15 protein-coding genes are annotated in these 18,855 nt (G+C 74.5%); 10 read left to right on the forward strand and 5 right to left on the reverse strand.

Translation table 11 applies throughout. From position 1 onward, the window contains the following. Window positions 1-107 precede the first annotated feature (107 nt). The gene (locus ACI79W_RS05425; RefSeq protein ID WP_456561052.1) at window positions 108-782 is read right to left on the reverse strand and encodes an ACT domain-containing protein; all 675 of its coding nucleotides are present in this window, start codon (window positions 780-782) and stop codon (window positions 108-110) included. A 169-nt stretch (window positions 783-951) separates the two neighbouring features. Between ACI79W_RS05425 and gatC the strand changes: the two genes are divergently transcribed. The 3 genes from gatC to gatB are packed head-to-tail and all read left to right on the forward strand — an operon-like array spanning window position 952 to window position 4,300. Continuing rightward, complete coding sequence (gene gatC / locus ACI79W_RS05430) at window positions 952-1,269, forward strand: Asp-tRNA(Asn)/Glu-tRNA(Gln) amidotransferase subunit GatC (protein WP_456561053.1); 318 nt, start codon at window positions 952-954, stop codon at window positions 1,267-1,269. Beyond that, window positions 1,266-2,804, forward strand: a complete 1,539-nt coding sequence (gatA, locus tag ACI79W_RS05435) for an Asp-tRNA(Asn)/Glu-tRNA(Gln) amidotransferase subunit GatA (RefSeq protein WP_456561054.1) — start codon at window positions 1,266-1,268, stop codon at window positions 2,802-2,804. The genes gatC and gatA overlap by 4 nt, the downstream gene beginning before the upstream one ends. Then, window positions 2,801-4,300 (forward strand): Asp-tRNA(Asn)/Glu-tRNA(Gln) amidotransferase subunit GatB, encoded by a 1,500-nt coding sequence (gene gatB / locus ACI79W_RS05440; RefSeq protein WP_456561055.1) that lies wholly within the window; start codon window positions 2,801-2,803, stop codon window positions 4,298-4,300. Before gatA ends, gatB begins: the two co-directional genes overlap by 4 nt. A 379-nt stretch (window positions 4,301-4,679) precedes the next feature. Here the strand turns inward: gatB and ACI79W_RS05445 are convergent, their stop codons facing one another. Next, a complete protein-coding gene (locus tag ACI79W_RS05445; RefSeq protein WP_456561056.1) occupies window positions 4,680-5,810 on the reverse strand; it encodes a PQQ-dependent sugar dehydrogenase in 1,131 nt (376 codons plus the stop codon). A gap of 62 nt (window positions 5,811-5,872) precedes the next feature. Here ACI79W_RS05445 and ACI79W_RS05450 point away from each other — a divergent pair, with 62 nt between their 5' ends. Beyond that, window positions 5,873-6,817, forward strand: coding sequence for a 2-hydroxyacid dehydrogenase (locus tag ACI79W_RS05450; RefSeq protein ID WP_456561057.1), 945 nt, complete (start codon window positions 5,873-5,875; stop codon window positions 6,815-6,817). Here the strand turns inward: ACI79W_RS05450 and ACI79W_RS05455 are convergent. Beyond that, a complete protein-coding gene (locus tag ACI79W_RS05455) occupies window positions 6,811-7,197 on the reverse strand; it encodes a PH domain-containing protein (protein WP_456561058.1) in 387 nt (128 codons plus the stop codon). The genes ACI79W_RS05450 and ACI79W_RS05455 overlap by 7 nt on opposite strands. 63 nt (window positions 7,198-7,260) lie before the next feature. Here ACI79W_RS05455 and ilvD point away from each other — a divergent pair, with 63 nt between their 5' ends. From ilvD to ilvC, 5 genes are all read left to right on the forward strand, one after another. Continuing rightward, the gene (gene ilvD / locus ACI79W_RS05460) at window positions 7,261-8,985 is read left to right on the forward strand and encodes a dihydroxy-acid dehydratase (RefSeq protein ID WP_456561059.1); all 1,725 of its coding nucleotides are present in this window, start codon (window positions 7,261-7,263) and stop codon (window positions 8,983-8,985) included. 67 nt (window positions 8,986-9,052) lie between these two features. Then, entirely contained in the window at window positions 9,053-11,878 is a 2,826-nt protein-coding gene (locus tag ACI79W_RS05465; RefSeq protein ID WP_456561060.1) for a putative bifunctional diguanylate cyclase/phosphodiesterase, read from the forward strand. Window positions 11,879-12,113: 235 nt separating this feature from the next. Further along, window positions 12,114-13,997, forward strand: coding sequence for an acetolactate synthase large subunit (locus tag ACI79W_RS05470; protein WP_456561061.1), 1,884 nt, complete (start codon window positions 12,114-12,116; stop codon window positions 13,995-13,997). Between the two features lie 5 nt (window positions 13,998-14,002). After that, window positions 14,003-14,530 (forward strand): acetolactate synthase small subunit, encoded by a 528-nt coding sequence (gene ilvN / locus ACI79W_RS05475; protein ID WP_456561062.1) that lies wholly within the window; start codon window positions 14,003-14,005, stop codon window positions 14,528-14,530. Window positions 14,531-14,619: 89 nt separating this feature from the next. Next, a complete protein-coding gene (gene ilvC, locus ACI79W_RS05480; RefSeq protein ID WP_456561063.1) occupies window positions 14,620-15,648 on the forward strand; it encodes a ketol-acid reductoisomerase in 1,029 nt (342 codons plus the stop codon). Window positions 15,649-15,705: 57 nt separating this feature from the next. Here the strand turns inward: ilvC and ACI79W_RS05485 are convergent, their stop codons facing one another. Then, window positions 15,706-16,296, reverse strand: coding sequence for a hypothetical protein (locus ACI79W_RS05485; RefSeq protein ID WP_456561064.1), 591 nt, complete (start codon window positions 16,294-16,296; stop codon window positions 15,706-15,708). A 119-nt stretch (window positions 16,297-16,415) separates the two neighbouring features. Next, window positions 16,416-17,186 (reverse strand): hypothetical protein, encoded by a 771-nt coding sequence (locus tag ACI79W_RS05490; protein WP_456561065.1) that lies wholly within the window; start codon window positions 17,184-17,186, stop codon window positions 16,416-16,418. A 176-nt stretch (window positions 17,187-17,362) separates the two neighbouring features. Here ACI79W_RS05490 and ACI79W_RS05495 point away from each other — a divergent pair, with 176 nt between their 5' ends. Next, window positions 17,363-18,385, forward strand: coding sequence for a 3-isopropylmalate dehydrogenase (locus tag ACI79W_RS05495; RefSeq protein ID WP_456561066.1), 1,023 nt, complete (start codon window positions 17,363-17,365; stop codon window positions 18,383-18,385). The last annotated feature ends 470 nt before the right edge of the window (window positions 18,386-18,855 follow it).

Here is an 18,855-nt window from a genome sequence, read left to right on the forward strand (position 1 = left end):
CGTCCGAACATGTGTCCGATAGAACGGAACTGCAGCAGCTGGGACGAGCACCGGTGCAGCTCAGAGCGGCATCTCGGTGGATGTCGGCCGGCGGGCATGCCGCGGCGTCAGGCGGGCGGGAGGTGCGCCACCGTCGTCGCGATGCCGGTGAAGTGGGCCAGCCGGAGCAGCTCCGACCGGCGGAAGGCGGGGCCGCCGGAGCGCCCGAGCACGATCGCCCGGCCCGCCCCGTAGGGCACCGCCATCATCTCGATGGCCATCTCCTGCCACCGCTCGGGCAGCCACGGCTCGTCGCTGGGCAGCAGCCGGGGACCGGTCAGCGGGAGCCACGGGAGGGTGAGGCCGGTGAAGGAGGGGGCCGCCTCCGACGCGGCGACCACCGCGCCGTCGGTCAGCGGGGTGGGCTGCCCCGAGTCGTCCAGGACCACCGCCCAGCCGCTGTGGAAGACCCGCGGCAGCGACTCGGTCAGGAGCGCGGTCGGTGGGCGGTCACCGCGGGCGAGCGCGTCGAGCAGGTCCAGTTCCCGGTGGGTGTCGAGGGGGCCGGCGAAAGGGCGCAGCGACTCCACCTGCACCCCGGGCACCGCCTGGGCGACGGTGATCAGGCTGTCGGGCAGCCGGTCGCCGGGCAGGTCCACGACGACGTCGTCCACCGCGATGCCGTTGCCGCGCTCGAGCACGTCGAGCGAGACGATGTCGATGCCCGCGGTGCCCAGCGCCGTGGCGACGGCGCCGAGGATGCCGGGGCGGTCGGGCAGGACCAGGCGCAGGAGATAGGACACGGTTCCTCCGGGGGACTGCTCGCCGGTTCGGGCCGATCTCCGTCGATCGCGATCGGGGGCAGCCTCTCACGCTGACCAGGGCCGGGACGCCGCCACGTACAGTGACCCGGTCACGTCCCGGGCCGAGAGCGGGCCGCCGGGCACTGCCGAAGTGGAGTTCCACCGCAGCATGAGCACCCCCTCCCCGAAGGGCCAACTGACCCGTGATGAGGTGGCCCACCTGGCGCACCTGTCCCGGCTCGCGGTGAGCGACGAGGAGCTCGACCTCTTCGCCGGTCAGCTCGCCGCCGTGCTGGACGCCGTCGCGCAGGTCGGCAAGGCCGACGTCGCCGACGTGCCGCCCACCACGCACGCGGTGCCGATGACCAACGTCATGCGTCCCGACGCCGTCCGGCCCAGCCTGCCCCGCGACGTCGTCCTCGCCGGCGCGCCGGCCGCGGAGGACGACCGCTTCCGCGTGCCGCGGATCCTCGGGGAGGAGGCGTGAGCGACGTGACCGCCACGGACATCACGGGCACCAGCGCCGCCGACCTCAGCGCCGCCCTGCGGGCCGGTGAGCTCAGCTCGGTCGAGGTGACCCGGGCCTACCTGGACCGCATCCAGGCCGAGGACCCGACGATCGGCTCCTACCTGCACGTCGACGCCGAGGCCGCGCTGCAGGCCGCCGGCGAGGTCGACGCCGCCCGCGCGAAGGGCGAGGAGCTCGGCCCGCTGGCCGGCGTCCCGCTCGCGCTCAAGGACGTCGTCGTCACCGAGGGCGTGCCCACGACCAGCGGCTCGAAGATCCTGGAGGGCTGGCGGCCGCCGTACGACGCCACCCTGGCCGCCCGGCTGAAGGCCGCCGGCACGGTGCTGCTGGGCAAGACGAACATGGACGAGTTCGCGATGGGCTCCTCCACGGAGAACTCCGCCTACCGGGTCACCCGCAACCCCTGGGACACCGACCGCATCCCGGGCGGCTCCTCCGGTGGCTCCTCGGCCGCGGTCGCCGCCGGGCTCGCCCCCTGGGCCGTCGGCACCGACACCGGCGGGTCGATCCGCCAGCCCGCCGCCGTCACCGGGCTGGTCGGGCACAAGCCGACCTACGGGTCGGTCTCCCGCTACGGGCTCATCGCGTTCTCCTCGAGCCTCGACCAGGCCGGCCCCATGACGCGCACGGTGCTGGACGCCGCCCTGCTGCACGAGGCCATCGCGGGGCACGACCCGCTGGACTCCACGAGCATCGACGCACCGGTGCCCGTGCTCGCCGAGGCCGCCCGCCGCGGCGCCGGGGGCGACCTGGCCGGCCTGCGGGTGGGTGTCGTCACCGAGCTGGGCGGCGAGGGACACACCGACGGGTACGAGCCCGGGGTGCTGGCGCGCGTCGCCGAGGCGGTCGCGCTGCTGGAGGGCATGGGCGCCGAGGTGCGGCCGGTCTCCTGCCCGGCCTTCGACCTGGCGCTGCCGGCCTACTACCTGATCGCGCCGAGCGAGGCGTCGTCGAACCTGGCCCGCTTCGACGGCGTCCGCTACGGCCTGCGGGTCGGTGACGACGGCAGCCGCGACCTCGACGAGGTCATGGCACTGACCCGCGAGCAGGGCTTCGGCCCCGAGGTGAAGCGCCGCATCATCCTCGGCACCTACGCGTTGTCCAGCGGCTACTACGAGGCCTACTACGGGCAGGCGCAGAAGGTCCGCACGCTGATCAGCCGCGACTTCACCACCGCCTGGGACGGCGTCGACGTGCTCGTCAGCCCGACCAGCCCGACGGTGGCTTGGCCCATCGGCGCGCGCGTGGACGACCCGATCGCCATGTACGCCGCCGACCTGTGCACCCTGCCGGCCAGCCTCGCCGGCATCCCGGCCATCTCGGTGCCGTGCGGGCTGTCCGAGGGGCTGCCCGTGGGCTTCCAGGTCATGGCGCCGGCCCTGGCCGACGACCGCTGCTACCGGGTCGCGGCCGCGCTGGAGGCCGCGCAGGACGCCGCCCGCGGGCACGTGCTGCTGGCCGGGATCGGCTCGAAGGAGAACGCCCCCTCATGACCGACACCCTCGTGGGCTACGACGAGGTCCTGACCCGCTACGAGCCGGTCATCGGCCTGGAGACCCACGTCGAGCTGGGCACCGCGTCGAAGATGTTCTGCGGCTGCTCGACCACCTTCGGTGCCGAGCCGAACACCCAGACCTGCCCCGTCTGCCTCGGCCTGCCCGGCTCCCTGCCGGTGGTCAACGCCGACGCGATCGAGTCCACGATCCGCATCGGCCTCGCGCTGGGCTGCCGGATCGCGAGCTGGTCGCGGTTCGCCCGGAAGAACTACTTCTACCCGGACATCCCGAAGGGCTTCCAGACGAGCCAGTACGACGAGCCGTTGTGCACGGCGGGTCACCTGGACGTCGAGGTCGACGGCGAGACCTACCGCGTCGAGATCGAGCGGGTGCACATCGAGGAGGACACCGGCAAGAACCTGCACGTCGGTGGCGCAACCGGGCGCATCCACGGCGCCGATCACTCCCTCGTCGACTACAACCGCGCCGGCATCCCGCTGGTCGAGATCGTCACCCGCCCGATCCCGGGCACCGGCGCCAAGGCCCCCGACGTGGCTCGCGCCTACGTCACCGAGCTGCGGGAGATCCTGCTCGCCCTCGGGGTCTCCGAGGTCCGGATGGAGCAGGGCAACCTGCGCTCCGACGTGAACACCTCGCTGGCCCCGATCGGCAGCCTCGAGTGGGGAACCCGCACCGAGACCAAGAACGTCAACTCGCTGCGCTCGGTGGAGCGCGCGGTGCGCTACGAGATGCGCCGGCAGGCCGCCCTCCTGGACGCCGGTGAGCGCGTGGTGCAGGAGACCCGGCACTTCCACGAGGACACCGGCTCGACGTCCGAGGGGCGCAGCAAGGAGGAGGCCACCGACTACCGGTACTTCCCCGAGCCCGACCTCGTGCCGATCGCGCCCGACGAGGAGTGGATCGAGAAGCTGCGGGCCGCGCTGCCGGAGCTCCCGGCCGCCCGCCGCGCCCGCCTGCAGGAGGAGTGGGGCCTCTCGGCCACCGAGATGGCGTGGATCGTCAACGCCGGCGCCCTCGGCCTGGTGAGCGAGACGGTCGCCGCCGGCGCGACCCCGGCCGACGCCCGGAAGTGGTGGCTGGGCGAGCTGGCCCGGCGGGCCAACGACGCGGGCGTGGACCTCGCGGAGCTGCCGGTCACGCCGCGGCAGGTCGCCGAGCTGGCGGGGCTGGTGCAGGCCGGCACGGTCAACGACCAGCTCGCGCGGCAGGCGCTCGACGGGGTGCTGGCCGGCGAGGGCGACCCGGCGGCGGTCGTGGAGTCCCGCGGCCTCGCGGTCATGGGGGAGTCCGACGAGCTGGTCACCGCCGTCGAGGACGCGATCGAGGGCAACCCGGACGTCGCCGAGAAGGTGCGCGGCGGCAAGGTCCAGGCGATCGGGGCGCTCGTCGGCGCGGTCATGAAGACCACCCGTGGCAAGGCGGACGCCGCCACCGTGAAGCGGATGCTCGAGGAGAGGCTGCTCGGCTCCTAGCCTGACCGGGTGGGCGTCCCGGAGGTGGAGCTGCGGCCGCTGAGCCGGGGCGACTTCCCGCCGGTCTCCCGGTGGCTGGCCGAGCCGCTGGTGGTGGTAGGAGGGCCACCGCCGTGTCCCTCGGGGTGCACGGGGGCGAGCCGTGCGGGCTGGTCCGGGTCTACCGCTGCGACGACGAGCCCGGGTCGCTCGCCGAGCTCGGCCGGTCCCGCCCGGGGCGCTGCATCGACCACCTGGTGGAGGAGCCGTCGGCCGACGAGGCTTCCCTGGCGGGCGCTGCGGCGGGCGGGCGCCACCTGGTCCGCCGATGGCGAGCTGATCCTGGACGACCTGGCCGACTCCCGGCAGCACGTCGGCCACCGGTTCGTGCGCTGATCCCCTAGAGCGGGGAGTTGGGCTGACCCCCGGGCGGGCGGATCCGCAGCACCTTGTCGTCGTCATCCGCGGGGGAGCCGACGCCGTCGCGGTTGGACGTGGTGACCCAGAGCGCGCCCTCGGCGTCGAGGACGACGGTGCGCAGCCGGCCGTACCGGTCGGTGAGCACCTCGTCGACGGCGCCGTCGACCGGGACGCCGTTCTCGTCCAGGGTGATGACGTGCACCCGCTGCCCGTCCAGGGCGCCGAGGAACACGGTCCCGTTGGCCACCGCGCAGCCGCCCAGGCCACCTTCCCCGGCCGGGACGGTGATGAGGGGGACGCCCTCACCGTCCTCCTGGACGAGGTCGACCTCGTCGGGGCGCTCGCGGGACTCGTCGGTGGCGTAGAGCCGTTCCCCGTCCTGGCAGAGCGCCGTGACGTCGCGGTACCCCCAGCTGTGCACCGGGGTGAGGCTCTGCACCGGGCGGCCGAAGACGTCGATGCGCAGCACCTTGCCGGCCAGCGACTCAGGATCCGCCGCGAGCGCCGGGTCCCCGGTGTCCCCGGTGCCGACGTAGAGGTGGCCGTCGGCGCCGGTCAGGAGCGCGCCGCCGTTGCCGGTCTCGCCGCGCGGGATGCCGGTGAGCACCGGGTTCGGCGTCCCCCCGATCGGGAAGCGCACCACCCGGTTGTCGGTCGCCGTCGTGATGTAGGCGAACAGCAGCCCGTCCTCGAGGAAGGTGGGGGACAGCGCCAGCCCCAGGAGCCCGCCGTCGCCGCTGGTGTCCAGCCCGGGCACGGTCATGAGCTCCACCGCCGGGGACCGGTCGGGGAAGACCTGCAGCAGCCGCCCGGTCTCCCGCTCCCCGACGACGGCCGAGCCGTCAGGCAGCAGCACCAGACCCGTGGGCACCTCCAGGCCGGTGGCGACGACGTTCGGGTCGCCCTCCTCCTCGCCCGAGCCCGGCTGCGCCGGGTCCGCGGGCGGCGGGAGGGTGGCCGTGGGCGGGCCCACCTGCGGCGGGGGGCCCTCGGGGAGCGGCCGGAAGGGGCCGGCGGGCTCGTAGCCACCACCGCCGCAGCCCGCCAGCAGCAGGCCGGCGAGCAGCGCGGCGGCCGCGCGCGGTGCGCTCCGCGCGCTCGTCGGCCTCACCCGGCCCAGGGTACGTGCGGCCGGGGTACGCACGCGGGCGCGCCGCTGGCTAGCGTGGGGTGGTGACGACCCTGGAGCTGGCGGCGGACGAGACGCTGCACGTGCTGGTCCCCTCCCGACGGCTGGCCGAGGCGGTCGAGGAGCTCTCCCCGCGGGTGCGGGCGCACCGGGTGGCGCCGGCGGACGGACCGCCCCGCGGTGAGCCGGCCGGGGCGCAGGTCTGGGTCGCGGGTGGTGGCGCGACCCCGCCCCCCGAGGGCTTCCTCGACGCGCTGCCGCGGTTGCGGCTGGTGCAGCTGACCAGCGCCGGCGCCGAGGGGTTCGCGGGCCGGATGCCCGAGGGCGTCCTGCTGTGCAACGCCCGTGGCGCGCACACGCCTGCCACCGCCGAGTGGGTGGTGGCGGCGACGCTCGCCGCCCAGCGCGGGCTGCCCTTCTTCGTCCGCGAGCACGACGCCGGCCGGTGGTCGTTCAGCACGCACCGGTCGCTGGTCGGTGCCCGCGTGCTGGTCGTCGGGGCCGGTGACATCGCGGCGACGGTGGGCCGCATGCTCGCCGGCTTCGACGTGCGGCTGACCTACGTGGCGCGCCGTCCGCGGGAGGGCGTGCGCACGGTGGCCGAGCTGCCGGAGCTGCTGCCCGAGGCCGACGTCGTCGTCCTGCTCGTGCCCCTGACCCCCGAGACCACCGGGATGGTCGACGCGCGGTTCCTGGCCGCGATGCCCGACGGCGCCCTCCTCGTGAACGCCGCCCGCGGGCCGGTCGTCGACACCGGGGCGCTGCTGGCCGAGCTCACCTCGGGGCGCCTGCGCGCGGCGGTCGACGTCACCGACCCCGAGCCGCTGCCGGAGGGGCACCCGCTGTGGCGCGCGCCCGACCTGCTGCTCACCCCGCACGTCGGCGGTGAGGTGCCGGCGACGCGGGAGCGGGCGACGGCGGCGGTCACCGAGCAGATCGGCCGCATCCTGGCCGGGCAGCCGCTGGCGAACGTCGTCGACGCCTACTGATCCGCCGGGCGGGCGGAGGGGTCGGCGAGGCGCCCGCCCGAGGCGGCGGCGACCCGGGGCAGGTCCCGCACCCGGAGCACCGGCAGCCGCACCTGGGTCCCGCCCGTCGTCACCAGCCACACCTCGCCGCGCCCGCCCAGGCGGAGCCCGGAGAGCTCGGACCACGGCACCGAGCGGGACCCCAGCAGCGACCGGGCCGTGATGCCGTCCTCGCCGACGTCGACCCCGGCCCGCAGCACCCATGCGGCCACCGCGGCCGGGACCAGCAGGAGCAGGAGGGTCCACGCGCTGACCAGGGCGGTGGGCAGGACGCAGAGCGCGAAGATGATCACGGGTAGCAGCGCGCTCCGGTTCATCCGGAAGCGGGCGGGAGGGGTCACGGAGGGCGATCCTCCCACCCGCGCCCCGCAGCCCGTCGGGGAACGGGCCTACCATCCCCGCTCGTGACGATCGGCGAGGACCTCATCCCCGGAAACGAGCCCGCGGGCGCGACCCACAGCCCGCTCAAGCCCCGCAGCTACGAGGTGACCGACGGGCTGGCGAAGGCCCCGGCGCGCGCGATGCTGCGGGCGGTCGGCATGGGCGACGAGGACTTCGCCAAGCCGCAGATCGGCGTCGCGTCCTCGTGGAACGAGATCACCCCGTGCAACCTGTCCCTGGACCGGCTGGCCAAGCGGGCCAAGGAGGGCGTGCACGCTGCCGGCGGCTTCCCGCTGGAGTTCGGCACCATCTCGGTGTCCGACGGCATCTCCATGGGCCACGAGGGCATGCGGGCCTCGCTGGTCTCCCGCGAGGTGATCGCCGACTCGGTCGAGACGGTGATGTTCGCCGAGCGGCTGGACGGGTCGGTCCTGCTCGCCGGCTGCGACAAGTCCCTGCCGGGCATGCTCATGGCCGCCGCGCGGCTGGACCTGGCCAGCGTGTTCCTCTACTCGGGCTCCACGTTGCCGGGGAAGCTCGGTGACCGCGACCTCACGATCATCGACGTCTTCGAGGGCGTCGGAGCGTGCGCCCGCGGGCTCATCACCCAGGACGAGCTCGACGCCATCGAGAAGGCCGCCTGCCCCGGCATGGGTTCCTGCGGGGGCATGTACACCGCCAACACGATGGCCAGCGTCGCCGAGGCGATCGGCATGGCCCTGCCCGGCAGCGCCGCCCCGCCGGCCCCCGACAGCCGGCGCGACGCCTACGCGGTCGCCTCCGGCGAGGCGGTCGTCAACCTGCTGCGCAAGGGGATCACCGCACGGCAGATCATGACCCGCGAGGCCTTCGAGAACGCCATCACCGTCGTCATGGCGCTGGGCGGCTCGACCAACGCCGTCCTGCACCTGCTCGCCATCGCGCACGAGGCGCAGGTCGAGCTGACCCTCGACGACTTCAACCGCATCGGGGACCGCACCCCGCACCTGGCCGACGTGAAGCCCTTCGGCAAGTACGTCATGACCGACGTCGACCGGGTGGGCGGCGTCCCGGTCGTCCTGCGCGCGCTGCTCGACGCCGGGCTGCTGCACGGGGACACGCTCACCGTGACCGGCAAGACGATGGCCGAGAACCTGGCCGAGATCGCCCCGCCGGACCTCGACGGCACGATCGTGCACGCGATGAGCAACCCCATCCACCGCACCGGCGGGCTGAGCATCCTGCGCGGCTCGCTGGCGCCCGAGGGCGCCGTGGTGAAGTCGGCCGGCTTCGACGCCGACGTCTTCGAGGGCACCGCACGGGTCTTCGACGGCGAGCAGGGCGCCATGGACGCCGTCACCGACGGCACGCTGCAGCCCGGCGACGTCGTCGTCATCCGCTACGAGGGCCCGCGGGGCGGCCCGGGGATGCGCGAGATGCTCGCGGTCACCGGCGCCATCAAGGGCGCCGGCCTCGGCAAGGACGTCCTGCTGCTCACCGACGGCCGGTTCTCCGGGGGCACCACCGGCCTGTGCATCGGGCACGTCGCCCCCGAGGCGACCGACGGCGGCCCGATCGCGTTCGTGCGCGACGGCGACCGGATCCGGCTGGACCTCACCACGCGCACCCTCGACCTGCTGGTCGACGCCGACGAGCTCGCCCGCCGGGCGGAGGGCTGGGAGCCGCTGCAGCCGCGCTACACCACCGGTGTGCTGGGCAAGTACGCCAAGCTCGTCGGATCCGCGGCGCAGGGGGCCATCTGCGGCTGACCCCCCAAGGGGTGAGGCGCGGGCGGGCCGGCCACAGCGACGGAGCAGCGCTGCCGACACAACGGTCGTGAGTGCGTCGCCGGACCGGCCCGACCCGGGCCTCGTGGTGCCGCCGCACCTGCCCCTGGGCCCGGCTCCCCGGGTGCGGGCGGCGCTCCCCGCGTGCGCCCTGCCCGATCGCCGGGCCCGGCGGGAGTCGGCGACCACGCTGCTGGCGGTGGCCGCCCTGGCGGTGCTCGCGGTCGGGCTGCAGCTCCTGCTCGGCGCGTCCGCCGCGCGGGTCACCCCCGTCCTGCTCGGGGTCTCCTCGGCGCTGGCCGCGGTCGTCGTCGCCCGGCACGCCCGCCGCCTCGACCGGCCCTCGCGCCGGCCCTGGCAGCTGCTGTCGGCGGTGGCCGGACTGCTCGTCCTCGCGCAGCTCGTCTTCGCCGTCGCCCCCGACGGCGGGTACGCGCAGAGCGGTTGGGCCCACCTGCCGCAGCTGCTCGCCGTCCCGCTCGCGGTCGCCAGCTGCGTCCTGCTGCTGCCCTCCCGCGCCGGCCGCCGCCCGGGTGCCCGCGAGTTCCTCGACGCCGGGATCGTGCTGGTCGCCGTGGCCCTCATCTGCGCCCTCGTGCTCTCCGACGCGGTCACCAGCAGCCGCGGGCCGGTGGACACGCTCCTGATCGTCGGCTACCCCGTCTCCGGGGCGCTGCTGTGCGGCGTCTCGCTGACGGCCGTGACCCGCGCCCCGGCCGCACGCCGCCGAGCCGCCACGTGGCTGCTGGTCACGATGCTCGCCCTGGTCGTCGTCGCGGTCGCCGGTGCCCTGGCCAACGTCCTGGGCGACGCGGCCTCCGGTGTCCTGACCGTGCTGGCCTGGTCGGGCATGCTCGCCGCCGCCATCCGCGCCGTCGACAGCGACCCCGGCACCCCGGCGTCGGGGGAGGACCAGGCAGGCCGCCCCGCCCTGCTGGGCGTGGTCGTCAGCCACCTGACCGCCTACGGCGTGGCGGCGGTGCTCGTCGCGCTGCTGAGGGCGGGGCACGTCTTCACGGCGCCCGAGTACGTGCTGGTCGGGCTGCTGATCCTGCTCACCTGCGCCCGCAGCCTGCTCTGGGCCGCCGACGGCGCCCGCCTGACCCGCCGGCTGCTGCAGACCGAGGCCTACTTCCGCGCCCTGGTGGCCAGCGCGGAGGACGTCACGGTCGTGCTGGACGACGCCGGCCGGGTGCGCTGGGTCTCCGGGGCGGTCGACGCCCAGCTCGGCTGCTCCGAGCGCGACCTGACCGGGCGGCGGCTGGCCGACCTGGTCGACCCCGACGACCACGCCGTCCTGGCGCGCGCGGTCGCGGACACCGGGAACCCGACCACCCCGGGCGTGCGGCCGACCGTCCGCCTGCGCGGCCGCGACGGCGGGCGGCGGGACGTGGAGCTGTCCGGGGCCGCCCGGGCCGGGGTGCCGGGATCGGCGCTGCGCGAGGGCGCCGTCCTGCACCTCCGCGACGTCACCGCCCGCCGGTCGGGCCAGCGCGAGCTCGAGCGGCTCGCCTACACCGACTACCTCACCGGGTTGCCCAACCGGGCCCGCTTCATGGCCGCCCTGGACGCAGCCGGTGCCCGGGCGGCCGCGGGGCAGCCCAGCTGCGTCCTCCTGGTGGACCTCGACGGGTTCAAGGCGGTCAACGACGTCGCCGGGCACGAGGCCGGCGACGAGCTGCTCACCCAGGTGGCCGAGCAGCTGCGCAGCGGTGCCCGGGAGCAGGACCTCGTCGCCCGGTTGGGGGGCGACGAGTTCGCTCTCCTCGTGCCGGGTGGTCTCGACGAGGCCACCGGCCTGGCCGAGCGGCTGGTCCTCGCCCTCGACCGCCCCTTCCGGGCGCCCTCGCCCGACGGGCAGGGCGCCGGGCCGCGTTTCGCGGTCTCCGGGAGCATCGGCCTGGCCGTGCTCGACCCCGCCGCCGACGTGTCGAGCACCGTCCGGCAGGCCGACCTGGCCCTGCGCGCGGCGAAGGCCGCGGGGAAGCGCTGCGTGCGCTCCTCGGGCGAGGCCGTGGACGCGGCGGTGGGCCGGCGCACCAGGCTGGCCCGCGACCTGCCCGCGGCGATCGCCGACGGGCAGCTGAGCGTGCTGTACCAGCCCGTCGTGGGCGTCCACGACCGCCGTGTCCTGGGGCTCGAGGCGCTGGTGCGCTGGGAGCACCCCCTCCTGGGCACCGTGCCGCCCGACGAGTTCGTCCCGCTCGCGGAGGAGGACGGCCTGATCGTCCCCCTCCAGCGCTGGGTGCTCCGCGTGGCCACCGAGCAGGCGGCGGTGCTCCTGGCCGACGGCTGGGACGTGCAGACCGGCGTCAACGTCTCGGTGCGCCACCTCCAGGCGGGCTGCCTGGCCCCGGACGTCGCGGCCGCGCTCGCCGCGGCGCAGCTGCCCGCGAGCAAGCTCATCCTGGAGATCACCGAGTCCGTGCTGCTGGACACGCACGAGGGGGCGCTGGGCGACCTGGAGACGCTGCGCGGCATGGGCGTGGTGCTCTCCCTGGACGACTTCGGGCGGGGCTGGTCCTCGCTGGCGTACCTGGCCCGCCTCCCGGTGCAGATCCTGAAGATGGACCGGGAGTTCGTGGCCGGCATCGACACCGATCCGCGGGGCCGCGCGCTGGTGGCCAGCGTCGTCGACCTCGGCCGGGCGCTCGGCATGGACGTCGTCGCCGAGGGCGTGGAGACCGAGGCGCAGCTCGCCGAGCTGCAGGCCATGGGCTGCAGCTACCTGCAGGGCTACCTCTTCGGGCGGCCGATGCCCTTCGCCGAGCTGCGCGCGCTGCTGGCGAGCTTCGACGACTCGGTCCTGGACGTCCGGGGCGGCGTGGCGTCGAAAATGGACCGGGGTGTCCACACAGTGGGACGGGACGGTTGACGCCGGGCGGGGCGCGGGCGCACAGTGTGCCCGTGCCTCGCACCAGCATGCTCGCCGACGCCCGCACCCCCGGCGTCCTCGTACTCGCCTAGCGCGTCCGGTCACCGACCGACGCGCTGACCCTTCGTGCCCGGGGCACGAGGGGTTTTTTGTTGGCCGTGACCTGCCGCACAGCGAGCACGCCGCCCGTCGCACCAGCCCGTACCACGCCGCAAGGCACCAGGAGACCCGCGCGATGACCAGCACCCCGAACGAGGCCCCCGACTCCGAGGCCCCCACCCGTGAGGCCGCCGCGGCGCTGACCGGCGTCGAGACCACGGCCCGCTCCGTGGCCGAGGCCGCCGCCCAGCCGGTGACCGGCATCACCGGGGCCCAGAGCCTCGTCCGCTCCCTCGAGGCCGTCGGGGTCGACGTGGTCTTCGGCATCCCCGGCGGCGCCATCCTGCCGGCGTACGACCCGCTCTTCGACTCGCACGTCCGCCACGTGCTCGTCCGCCACGAGCAGGGCGCCGGCCACGCCGCCACCGGTTACGCCCAGGCCACCGGCCGGGTCGGGGTGTGCATGGCGACGTCCGGCCCGGGCGCGACCAACCTGGTGACCCCGCTGGCCGACGCCTACATGGACTCGGTGCCCGTCGTGGCGATCACCGGGCAGGTGCCCAGCGCCGCCATCGGCACCGACGCCTTCCAGGAGGCGGACATCCGCGGCATCACGATGCCGATCACCAAGCACAACTTCCTGGTGACGCACGCCGAGGAGATCCCGCAGCGGATCGCGGAGGCCTTCCACCTGGCCTCAACCGGCCGCCCCGGGCCGGTTCTGGTCGACATCCCCAAGGACGTCCTGCAGGCGACCACCGACTTCGCCTGGCCGCCGCGGCTGGACCTCCCCGGCTACAAGCCGACCACCCGACCGCACGGCAAGCAGGTCCGCGAGGCGGCGGCGCTCGTCGCGCGGGCCCGCCGGCCGGTCCTCTACGTCGGCGGCGGCGTGCTCAAGGCGCGGGCGACCGAGGAGCTGGCCGCGCTGGCCGCGCTGACCGGGGCGCCCGTCGTCACCACCCTCATGGCCCGCGGCGCGTTCCCCGACAGCGACCCGCAGCACCTGGGCATGCCCGGCATGCACGGCACGGTGGCGGCGGTGACCGCGCTGCAGAAGGCCGACCTGATCGTCGCCCTCGGCGCGCGGTTCGACGACCGGGTGACCGGGCAGCTGTCCACCTTCGCGCCCGAGGCGCTGGTCGTCCACGCCGACATCGACCCGGCCGAGATCGGCAAGAACCGCAAGGCCGACGTGCCGATCGTGGGTGACGCGAAGGAGACCATCGCGCAGCTGGTCGAGGCACTGCGCGCCGAGCACGAGGCCGGTCGCACGCCCGACCTCGCCGCCTGGTGGGCCCAGCTGGACGACTGGCGCGAGCGCTACCCGCTCGGCTACGACTGGCCCGAGGACGGCGCGCTGTCCCCGCAGTACGTGATCGAGCGGCTGGGGGCCATCGCGGGGCCCGAGGCCATCTACACCTCCGGCGTCGGCCAGCACCAGATGTGGGCCGCGCAGTTCATCTCCTACGAGAAGCCCGGCACCTGGCTCAACAGCGGTGGGCTCGGCACCATGGGCTACGCCGTCCCGGCCGCGATGGGCGCCAAGTACGGCTGCCCGGAGACGACGGTCTGGGCCATCGACGGCGACGGCTGCTTCCAGATGACCAACCAGGAGCTCGCCACCTGCGCCATCGAGGGGATCCCGGTCAAGGTCGCCGTCATCAACAACGGGAACCTCGGGATGGTCCGGCAGTGGCAGACCCTGTTCTACGAGGGCCGCTACTCGAACACGAAGCTGCACGCGCGCAACGCGGACGGCACCCCGAAGCCGGTGCGCATCCCCGACTTCGTCGCGCTCGCGGAGGCCCTGGGCTGCGTCGGGCTGCGGTGCGAGACCAAGGAGGAGGTCGACGCGGTCATCCAGAAGGCGATGGAGATCGACGACGCCCCGGTGGTCATCGACTTCGTGGTCGGGGCCGACGCCCAGGTGTGGCCGATGGTGGCCGCGGGCGCGAGCAACGACGACATCCTGGCCGCGCGCGACCTGCGCCCGGTCTTCGGCGACGGGCAGGTGTGAGACGGATGAGCAGGCACACGCTCTCGGTTCTGGTCGAGAACAAGTCCGGGGTGCTGGCCCGGGTGTCGGCGCTGTTCAGCCGCCGCGGGTTCAACATCGAGTCCCTCGCCGTCGGGCCGACCGAGAACCCCGACCTCTCCCGCATGACGATCGTCGTCGACGCGGAGAGCCAGCCGCTCGAGCAGATCACCAAGCAGCTCAACAAGCTCATCGAGATCATCAAGATCGTCGAGCTGGACGGCGAGGCCGCCGTGCAGCGCGAGCTGCTGCTGGTCAAGGTCCGCGCGCCGATGGCCGAGCGCACCCAGGTGCTCCAGACCGCCGAGCTGTTCCGGGCGCGCGTCGTCGACGTCAACCCGGACACCGTGACGATCGAGGCGACCGGCACCCCCGACAAGCTCCAGGCGCTGCTGGCGGTGCTCGCACCGCTGGGCATCAAGGAGATGGCCCAGTCGGGCACCGTCGCCCTGGGGCGGGGGCCGCGCGCGATGTCCGGCGCCGGTACCTTGCGGCCGGTCGAGCGCACCGGATAAGGACCCCTCCTCTCCCCACCGCTCGCACGCTCGCGGCGGGCCCCTGAAGAGGGGCCGGCCACATCACCTCGAAGGGAAACCCACCACACATGGCCGCCGAGATCTTCTACGACGACGACGCCGACCTCTCGATCATCCAGGGGCGGACCGTCGCCGTCCTGGGCTACGGCAGCCAGGGTCACGCCCACGCGCTGTCGCTGCGCGACTCCGGCGTCGACGTCCGCGTCGGCCTGCCCGAGGGCAGCAAGAGCCGGGCCAAGGCCGAGGCCGAGGGCCTTCGGGTCGTCACGCCGGCCGAGGCGGCCGCCGAGGCCGACCTGATCATGATCCTGGCGCCGGACCACGTGCAGCGGCACCTGTACACCGAATCGGTCGAGCCGAACCTGCAGGACGGCGACGCGCTGTTCTTCGGCCACGGCTTCAACATCCGCTTCGGCTACATCAAGCCCCCGGCCGGTGTGGACGTCGCGATGGTCGCCCCGAAGGGCCCCGGCCACCTGGTGCGCCGCGAGTTCGAGAACGGCAAGGGCGTGCCGTGCCTGGTCGCCGTCGAGCAGGACGCCAGCGGCAGCGCTCTCCAGCTCGCCCTCTCCTACGCCAAGGGCATCGGTGGCACCCGCGCCGGCGTCATCCGGACGACGTTCGCCGAGGAGACCGAGACCGACCTCTTCGGCGAGCAGGCCGTGCTCTGCGGCGGCGCCAGCGCGCTGATCACCGCCGGCTTCGAGACCCTCACCGAGGCCGGCTACCAGCCCGAGGTGGCCTACTTCGAGTGCCTGCACGAGCTGAAGCTGATCGTGGACCTCATGTACGAGGGCGGGATCGCCAAGCAGCGCTGGTCGGTGTCGGACACCGCGGAGTACGGCGACTACACCAGCGGGCCGAAGGTCATCGACGCCCGCGTCAAGGAGTCGATGAAGGAGGTCCTCGAGGCGATCAAGGACGGTTCCTGGGCCGCGGCCTTCATCGCCGACCAGGACGCCGGGGCGCCGGACTTCAAGGCCAAGCGGGCCGCCGCCGAGGCGCACCCGATCGAGGAGACGGGGCGCAAGCTGCGCGGTCTCATGAGCTGGGTGTCGGCGTCCGACGACTACACCGGCACCGCCGCCCGCAACTGAACGACGACGGCCCCCGCTGCCCCGGGCAGCGGGGGCCGTCGTGCGTCCGGCGGGAGGTCAGACGGACTGACCGCGCGAGGCGAAGTACTGGCGGGACTGCTCGGTGCGCAGCAGCACCACCACGAGGATCGGCAGGACGAAGCCCAGCAGGCCGGTGAAGACGAAACCCTCGTCCTGGACCAGGCCCCACAGCAGGTACAGCAGCTGCAGTGCGATGGACGCGTAGCTGCCGAGCAGCAGCAGCCGCGGCTCCTGGCCGCGCAGCACCTGGATGCCTCCGATGAGCAGGACGACGGCCGCCGCGAACGACAGCAGCGCCAGGATGCCCAGCAGCGCGTCGATCTCGAAGACGGCGCCGATGGCGAACAGGGTCAGCAGCCCGCCGAGCGTCCCCAGCCCGCCGATCACCACCCCGATGACCGCTGCCGCGGTGACCTGGCCCGGGCGCTGACCGCCGGGCGCCTGCCCGTAGCCGGCCGGGGCGTCGGGGTAGCCGCCGGGCCGGCCGTAGCCCTGCCCGTACTGCTGGGGGTGCTGCTGGCCGTACCCGGAGGCCGGCTGCTGGCCCGGTGGCGGCCCCCAGCCCGGCTGGCCCTGCGGCGGACTGCCGTGCGGTCGGTCGGGATCGGGACCGGTGGGGGTGGACATCGCGGTTCCTCCTGCTCGGGGTCTCCGTCGAGGCCGACGAAGGAGTTCGGTAGTGATGGTCACACCGGTGCCCCGCCGAGGCAGCGCCGAGCGGGGTCGCCCCGCCGCAACCACCCGGTTCAGCGACCGGTGCGGCGGTACCGGTGCGCCGCGAAGAACTGGGTGGCCGTCCGCAGCGACAGCAGGACGACGATCGCCAGCGACGCGAGGAAGAAGAGCAGGTTCACCACGAGGTCGCCGCCGGTGCCGTCGACCAGGCTGCCGAGCAGGCCGATGGTCGTGAAGGTGAGGGCGATCGACCCGCCGACGAGCAGCAGCACCCGGCTGCGGCCGGTCAGGGCCCACACGGCGCCCCAGATCATGACGACCGTCCAGGCCAGGGCGAGCACCCCGACGGCGAGCAGTGCGCCACCGACGGCACCGCTGACCGCGCCGAAGCCGGGGATCTCCTCGTCCAGCCCGCCACCGGCGCCGCTGGCGGCCGCCCCGAAGACCAGGAGGAAGAAGGTCACCAGCAGCCCGATCGCGCCGTAGACGAAACCGAGCACGGCCGCCGTGATCACCCCACCCGGCTTCGCGGGTACGCCCGGATCGCCGTAGCCCCCGTAGCCGCCGTACCCGCCGTAGGGCTGCGGCTGACCGTAGGGCGACGGTGCCCCGTACTGCTGCCCGTAGCCCTGCTGCTGCCCGTACTCGCCGTACTGCCCGTACGGGGGCTGCCCGTACTGCTCCTGCCCGTACTGCTGCTCGCCGTACTGCGGCTGCCCGTACTGCGGCTGCCCGTACTGGCCGTACCCGGGTTGCCCGTAGGAGGACTGGCCGTGCTCCTGACCGCTCCCGCCGCCGTACGGCTGGGACTCGGAACGACGCTCGTCGTCGGACTGGCTCACTGTTCTCCTCGGTCGGGGCCGGCCTGCACCGGCGTCACGGTCAGGATGTCGGGGCCTCCCGGCGGGGGCAAGGACCACCGCGGTCGGCCGGGACGACGCGGTGGCGGGCGTCCCCACCGGAGCGTCGGCAGCCCGGGCCGCAGGCCGGGCCACCCCCTGACCTAGTGTCCCTTCCCATGCGCCTGGCAGTGATCCCCGGAGACGGCATCGGTCCCGAGGTCGTGGCGGAAGGGCTGAAGGTCCTCCGCGCGGTCGCCCCCGACCTGGAGACGACGCCCTACGACCTCGGCGCCGCGCGCTGGCAGCGCACCGGTGAGCTGCTGCCGGACACGGTGCTCGACGAGCTGCGGCAGCACGACGCGATCCTGCTCGGTGCCATCGGCGACCCCAGCGTCCCGCCGGGCATCCTCGAGCGCGGGCTCCTGCTGCGGCTGCGCTTCGAGCTCGACCACCACGTCAACCTGCGCCCGGCGAAGCTCTTCGACGGCGTCCGCAGCCCGCTGGCCGACCCCGGCCCGATCGACATGCTCTGCGTCCGCGAGGGCACCGAGGGCCCCTACGTCGGCAACGGCGGGGTGCTGCGCAAGGACACGCCGCAGGAGGTCGCGACCGAGGTCAGCCTCAACACCGCCTTCGGGGTGGAGCGCGTGGTCCGCTACGCCTTCGAGCGGGCCGTCGCCCGTCCCCGCAAGCACCTGACGCTGATCCACAAGACCAACGTGCTCACCCACGCCGGGGGTCTCTGGTCGCGGGTCGTGGAAGAGGTGTCGGTCGAGTTCCCGGAGGTGACCGTCGCCTACCAGCACGTCGACGCCGCCTCGATGTTCTTCATCACCGACCCGCGCCGCTACGACGTCATCGTCACCGACAACCTCTTCGGCGACATCGTCACCGACGTCGCCGCCGCGGTGACCGGTGGCATCGGGCTGGCGGCCAGCGGCAACCTGGACGCCTCGGGCACCAACCCGAGCATGTTCGAGCCGGTGCACGGCTCCGCCCCCGACATCGCCGGCCAGGGCGTCGCCGACCCGACCGCCACCGTGCTGTCCGTCGGGCTCCTGCTCGAGCACCTCGGCCGCGGGGAGCAGGCGCGCAAGGTCGAGGCGGCGGTCGCCTTCGACGTCTCCACGCGCGACCCGCGGGCGACGATCCGCACGGCCGAGGTCGGCGACCGCCTCGCCGCGCTCGCCGGCGGCTGACGTCCAGCCGGGCGGTTCCGCCAGCAGGAGGTCGCCGACCGGCACAGGCAGGAGCGCCCCGGCCCGTCTCGCCCGGCGCGGGCCACCCCGGCCGCACCCTGCAGCCGGCGGGGGATGACTCCACGAGCACGACCGGCTGCCAGGTCCAGCCGGCAGCCGGTTCGGCGGCCCGCAGCGCGAGGGCCTCGCCGCGGGGCAGCGCGCCGGCCAGCGGCGTGCCGGTGAGGAGGACCGGCAGGCCAGGCCCCCGTCGCCGCCGGGCGCCAGCCAGCCGACGAGCTCGCGGTGCTCGAGGGTCCAGCCGGGTGGGATCACGGCCGGACCCTGGCGCGGGGGCCGCCGCCGATCACGCCGATTCCCGGCGGCGGGTGAGGGCAGCTCGTCGCGGCAGTGGTTTACTGCTCCGTGATGAGCACCACCGGCCGGATCATCATCGCCTAGCGCGCAGTCACCTCCCCGACTGCGCGCAG

The organism is Blastococcus sp. SYSU DS0533 (assembly GCF_054050775.1).